The organism is Pseudoalteromonas sp. S2755, from assembly GCF_005886535.1.
Lineage (GTDB): Bacteria > Pseudomonadota > Gammaproteobacteria > Enterobacterales > Alteromonadaceae > Pseudoalteromonas.
Window position 1 is genome coordinate 1 of sequence record NZ_PNDS01000092.1, and the last position, 4,142, is coordinate 4,142.

Here is a 4,142-nt window from a genome sequence, read left to right on the forward strand (position 1 = left end):
TTCGCAAATTTTAAAGGCTAATTAGAGCTGGAGAAGTAAATTTACCTGCGCAAAGGAGTGACAGAGGAAAAGGAACTGATGTCAGGGAGCAGGGAATAGAGTTCAAAGATTATGTTTATTGTTGAGTAACAGGCAACATTACTGATTTGTTCAACTAAGCGCCTTCTTTCGGGCAAGTTTGAACAAACTGGTATAAAGGAATACTTACAGCGAGGCATCGCTATCAGAATCTTTGAGCTCCAAATAGAGAGTTTGGATGTCATTAGGGAAGTAAAGTGAAGGATCATAGTCGGTAAGAGTAAGGCGGTTATTCGCACCGCACCCAAAGCTTGGCTTTATAGCCAAGCTTTTTTTGTTTGTTTTTCAGACTCTTCTGATCTTTAAATTTAACGACATCACAGTTACATTTGGAGTTTTTTACCTATTTTTTGGCAGCTAGATGCAGGAAATGTAAGTTACTTCTATCACTAACAGCTAAGTGATTGCTTGACCTGTGATCGTCACAAATAGAAAAATATAGATCAACTTAGCGCCTTTGATAAAAAATAAGTGTGATACGGCACGGTTTTAAGTGTTGCTTGGTTAACTTAACTGCATGTAATATCACTAGTAATACTTAAAACGGGGAAACAATTTCGGCGTTTGAAACCATTGAATGCTATGTTTTGACCAAATATTAAATCTTAAGGAAAAGTATGATTTTTTTACCTTTTCATAGAGTGAAAAGTGAGCCACTTCAAACTGTTATATGGGTATCTAGGCTCTTTTATATGGCAGGAGTCGTGTCGATGCTCTTAGGAGTGTTTAAGGAATTCTATAGTGTTTATCAGTGGATAGCTTCACCTATATATAGTGAGGATCGAACTCGCTGGAGCTCATACCAATATAGTTTAGATTTGCTACACCCAAATTGGCACTTTATATTTTTGGGGATAATTTTAGTTTTCTCTTCTTGTATTTTAATTACGTTAGTTGCTAAAAGCGAGTTGACCCTTAACAAGTAAGCTTCAGGTTGGATTTAGTATTGCGCTGACCCCTATGCCTACCTTTTTCTAGTGTTACAATCAGCTCATACATTTTTGCAAATAAAAAAGTCGCCCGAGGGCGACTTGGAAACGTGACATCATGTAAAAACAGGGGGAAGTGACCTCTAACGATTATTTATTTTCGATGAGATTGCCTCTGCCAATTTCAATCTTTCTTGGCTTGAGTGCTTCAGGAATCTCGCGTTCAAGGTCAATGACTAACAGGCCGTTTTCAAGTCCTGCGCCAATCACCTTGACGTGATCGCCAAGTTGGAATTTACGCTCAAAGTTACGCTCTGCGATACCTTGATGGATAAATTTGCGCTCAGCTTTGTCTTCTTTGTTTTGCTTTTCGCCTTTGACTGTCAGAGTATTGTTTTCTGACTCAAGACTAAGCTCTTGCTCGGTAAATCCGGCAACAGCCATGGTAATTTGGTATTTGTCTTCACCGGTAGCTTCGATGTTATATGGCGGAAAGCTTGGTTGCTTTTCGTTGCGTGATGCTGCATCCATTAACTGTGCTAAATGGTCAAAACCGATGAATGAACGATAAAGTGGAGATAGGTCTACTGTACGCATAATTTGTATCCTCATAAAGCGATAATTAAGCTATTTATTGCTTCAATTAAAGCCAATAAATAGCATATAAAACATTTACTTAGTTTGGGTTGGGACCCTGTCGGCGTCCTCACAATACTATCTATGGACGAGGCAAATACTTTTCAAGAAACTTTTTTAAAAAAGTTTTTATTTACCTGAATTTTATAAGATTCTTTTTCAAGAAAATTGTCTTTGCAGGTGAAGAAGCACCATTTGATGCCTCTTTTTTAGTGCGTTATTTAGGACTTAAGTTTTGCTGCCGCAACACTGAGACTTGATCAAACCCTATTCCCCAGTCGTCAGTTTCAACTTCCTCTATGACGACAAAAGTAACTTGTGGCGCTTTATCAAGGATATCTACCATAAGCTGAGTTGCACCTTTTATTAAGGCTTGCTTCTGAGCAGGTGTAACGCCTTCCTTCGTGATTTTAATATTGATGATTGGCATTGGTTATCTCCTACAGATCATCATACATTTTGTTGACGATACGCCATTGTCCATCTTCTTTTAGTAAACCGATAAAGTCGATATAGTGATGTTCAAACAGTGGGCAATACAGCTTGACCATTGCTTGATGGTTTACAACATCCACCGACAAAATACGGTAATTAAAAGCAGCGCTTTGGCTTTCGGGCGTTTGTCGAGATGAGACCAAATCTAGCCACTGTGATTTGGTACGCCTCATTCCCGGAGCTTTGAGCACTGCGTCGACGTGGAAAATCGCATCTAACTTTTTAATATCTCCTTGGTGTAGCCCTTCAAAATATTGTTGAATAACCGCAGTTACTTTGTCTAAATCCTGTAGTTTGAAAATAGGCTTAGTCATATTAAGCTCATGCGTCTGTACTGTGTGCTTGTTCAGCTGCTATCGAGGCGATAAAGCTGGGCCTTGCCTCAACTGCAGCCAACATCTTGCTGACTTTTTCTGGAATGACAATGTCGACTGGAAAATAGGCGCCCCAACGCGCATATACAGCCAGCATGATATCTGCACTGGAAACCTGATCGCCGCCCAAAAATGCTTGCTGCGCTAACTTTTTCTCGACCAAGCCCCATAATTCGTTGATGGCAACCGCTGCCGCTTCTAAAAATGGCTGGCGCGCATGCTCATCAGCGATTGCACCTGTGGCAAAAAACAGACGGTTGTAAGCCGGGTGCATGGTGGCATTGGCAAACAGAATGTTTTCTATCGCTTGTTGCTTTTGCAAAACATCAGCTTGAGGAAGAAGGTTATTTTCGTGTTTATTGAGTAGATAAAGTAAGATTGCAGCTCCTTCTACTAAGCAGTTTTCGCCATCGTTAAGAACTGGGATTTTACCTGTTGGGTTAATGGCTAAAAAGTTATCAACACCGCGTTTGTCAACTAGTTCGAAGGGTTGCTTTAGTTCTCTTAATATGACTTGCGTTGCTAGCGCGCAAGCACCTGGTAAGTAATATAGCGTATACATAATGGTTTTCCTTATTTGCTTCTTGGCTAAAAGACAAGCTCAGTGTATAAACTAGATGCTGTTTGATATATAGCTACAATGAGAACCAAGAGTTCACATGGTGGAAACAATAATCAAGGAAAGTATGAACAAGCTACGAGCGATAGAAATGTTTGTAAAACTAGCTGAAGTACGCAGTTTTACTCGTGTTGCAGAGCAATATAATACGTCCAAATCCATGATCAGTAAGGAGATCAGCCGACTGGAAGCTGAGCTTGGTGCACGGCTTATACATCGCACCACGCGCAATTTGCAGCTTACGCATGTGGGAGAAGGCTATTTGCAGCGTGCTAAGGATATTCTCAATAAGTTAGAGGATGCAGACACCTTCATACAAGAGTCGCAGCAAGCACCAAAAGGTAAGCTAAAGGTGAATGTGCCAATGGTCCTTGGGATCACTGACTTGGCTGCAATGTTCGCCGATTTTATGCAGGCTTATCCAGATGTCGATCTTGAAATACATTTAGGAGATGAGGATATCGACTTAGTTGAACAGGGATTCGATTTAGGTTTTCGAGCTTCCAGTCGCCCGTTCGACTCAAGTTATATAGGTAAAGAAATTACTCAATTTAGCTATCATGTATGCGCCTCACCACAATATTTAGCGAGTCACCCTGTAATCGAATCAGCACAAGATTTAATTCATCATAATTGTTTTGAATATAGCTATTCAAAACGCAAGAACTTATGGCCGTTAGACAAAGGTGTGCGAATAAAAGGCTCCCTTAAAGTGAACAATGTCCTTTTTATGTTGCAGGCGATTAAAAGCCATTTGGGAATAGGAGTTTTACCTGAATTCGCCTGTAGAGAAGCACTTGAAAAGGGTGAGGTAGTTAGTATTTTGCAGCATGCAGATAAACCTACTCTAGCCTTATACGCACTGTATCCAGCTCGCCAATTTGTGCCAGCCGCGGTACTTCAATGTATCGATTTTTTACAGGTTTGGTTTAAGCGTGACGGGCGCTGATTGTTAAGTAAATAACCTGAGCTGCGGATAATTAATGCCTTTCTAGCAGCCAGTTTTAGCGC

Annotated in this window: 5 protein-coding genes; 1 reads left to right on the forward strand and 4 read right to left on the reverse strand. The window is 40.5% G+C overall.

The window, feature by feature from the left end:
- Positions 1-1,157: 1,157 nt before the first annotated feature.
- The 4 genes from CWC03_RS15510 to CWC03_RS15525 all read right to left on the reverse strand — a co-directional run bounded on the left by CWC03_RS15510 (position 1,158) and on the right by CWC03_RS15525 (position 3,074).
- A complete protein-coding gene (locus tag CWC03_RS15510) occupies positions 1,158-1,604 on the reverse strand; it encodes an Hsp20 family protein (protein ID WP_138582661.1) in 447 nt (148 codons plus the stop codon).
- A gap of 256 nt (positions 1,605-1,860) precedes the next feature.
- On the reverse strand, positions 1,861-2,073 hold the full coding sequence (locus tag CWC03_RS15515; RefSeq protein ID WP_138582662.1) for a tautomerase family protein: 213 nt from the start codon (positions 2,071-2,073) through the stop codon (positions 1,861-1,863).
- Positions 2,074-2,083: 10 nt separating this feature from the next.
- Positions 2,084-2,452 carry a nuclear transport factor 2 family protein gene (locus CWC03_RS15520; protein ID WP_138582663.1) on the reverse strand — a complete coding sequence of 123 codons (369 nt, stop codon included), beginning with the start codon at positions 2,450-2,452 and terminating at the stop codon, positions 2,084-2,086.
- 7 nt (positions 2,453-2,459) lie between these two features.
- On the reverse strand, positions 2,460-3,074 hold the full coding sequence (locus CWC03_RS15525) for a glutathione S-transferase family protein (protein ID WP_138582664.1): 615 nt from the start codon (positions 3,072-3,074) through the stop codon (positions 2,460-2,462).
- Positions 3,075-3,198: 124 nt separating this feature from the next.
- Here CWC03_RS15525 and CWC03_RS15530 point away from each other — a divergent pair, with 124 nt between their 5' ends.
- Entirely contained in the window at positions 3,199-4,080 is an 882-nt protein-coding gene (locus CWC03_RS15530; protein WP_138582665.1) for a LysR family transcriptional regulator, read from the forward strand.
- Positions 4,081-4,142 lie beyond the last annotated feature (62 nt).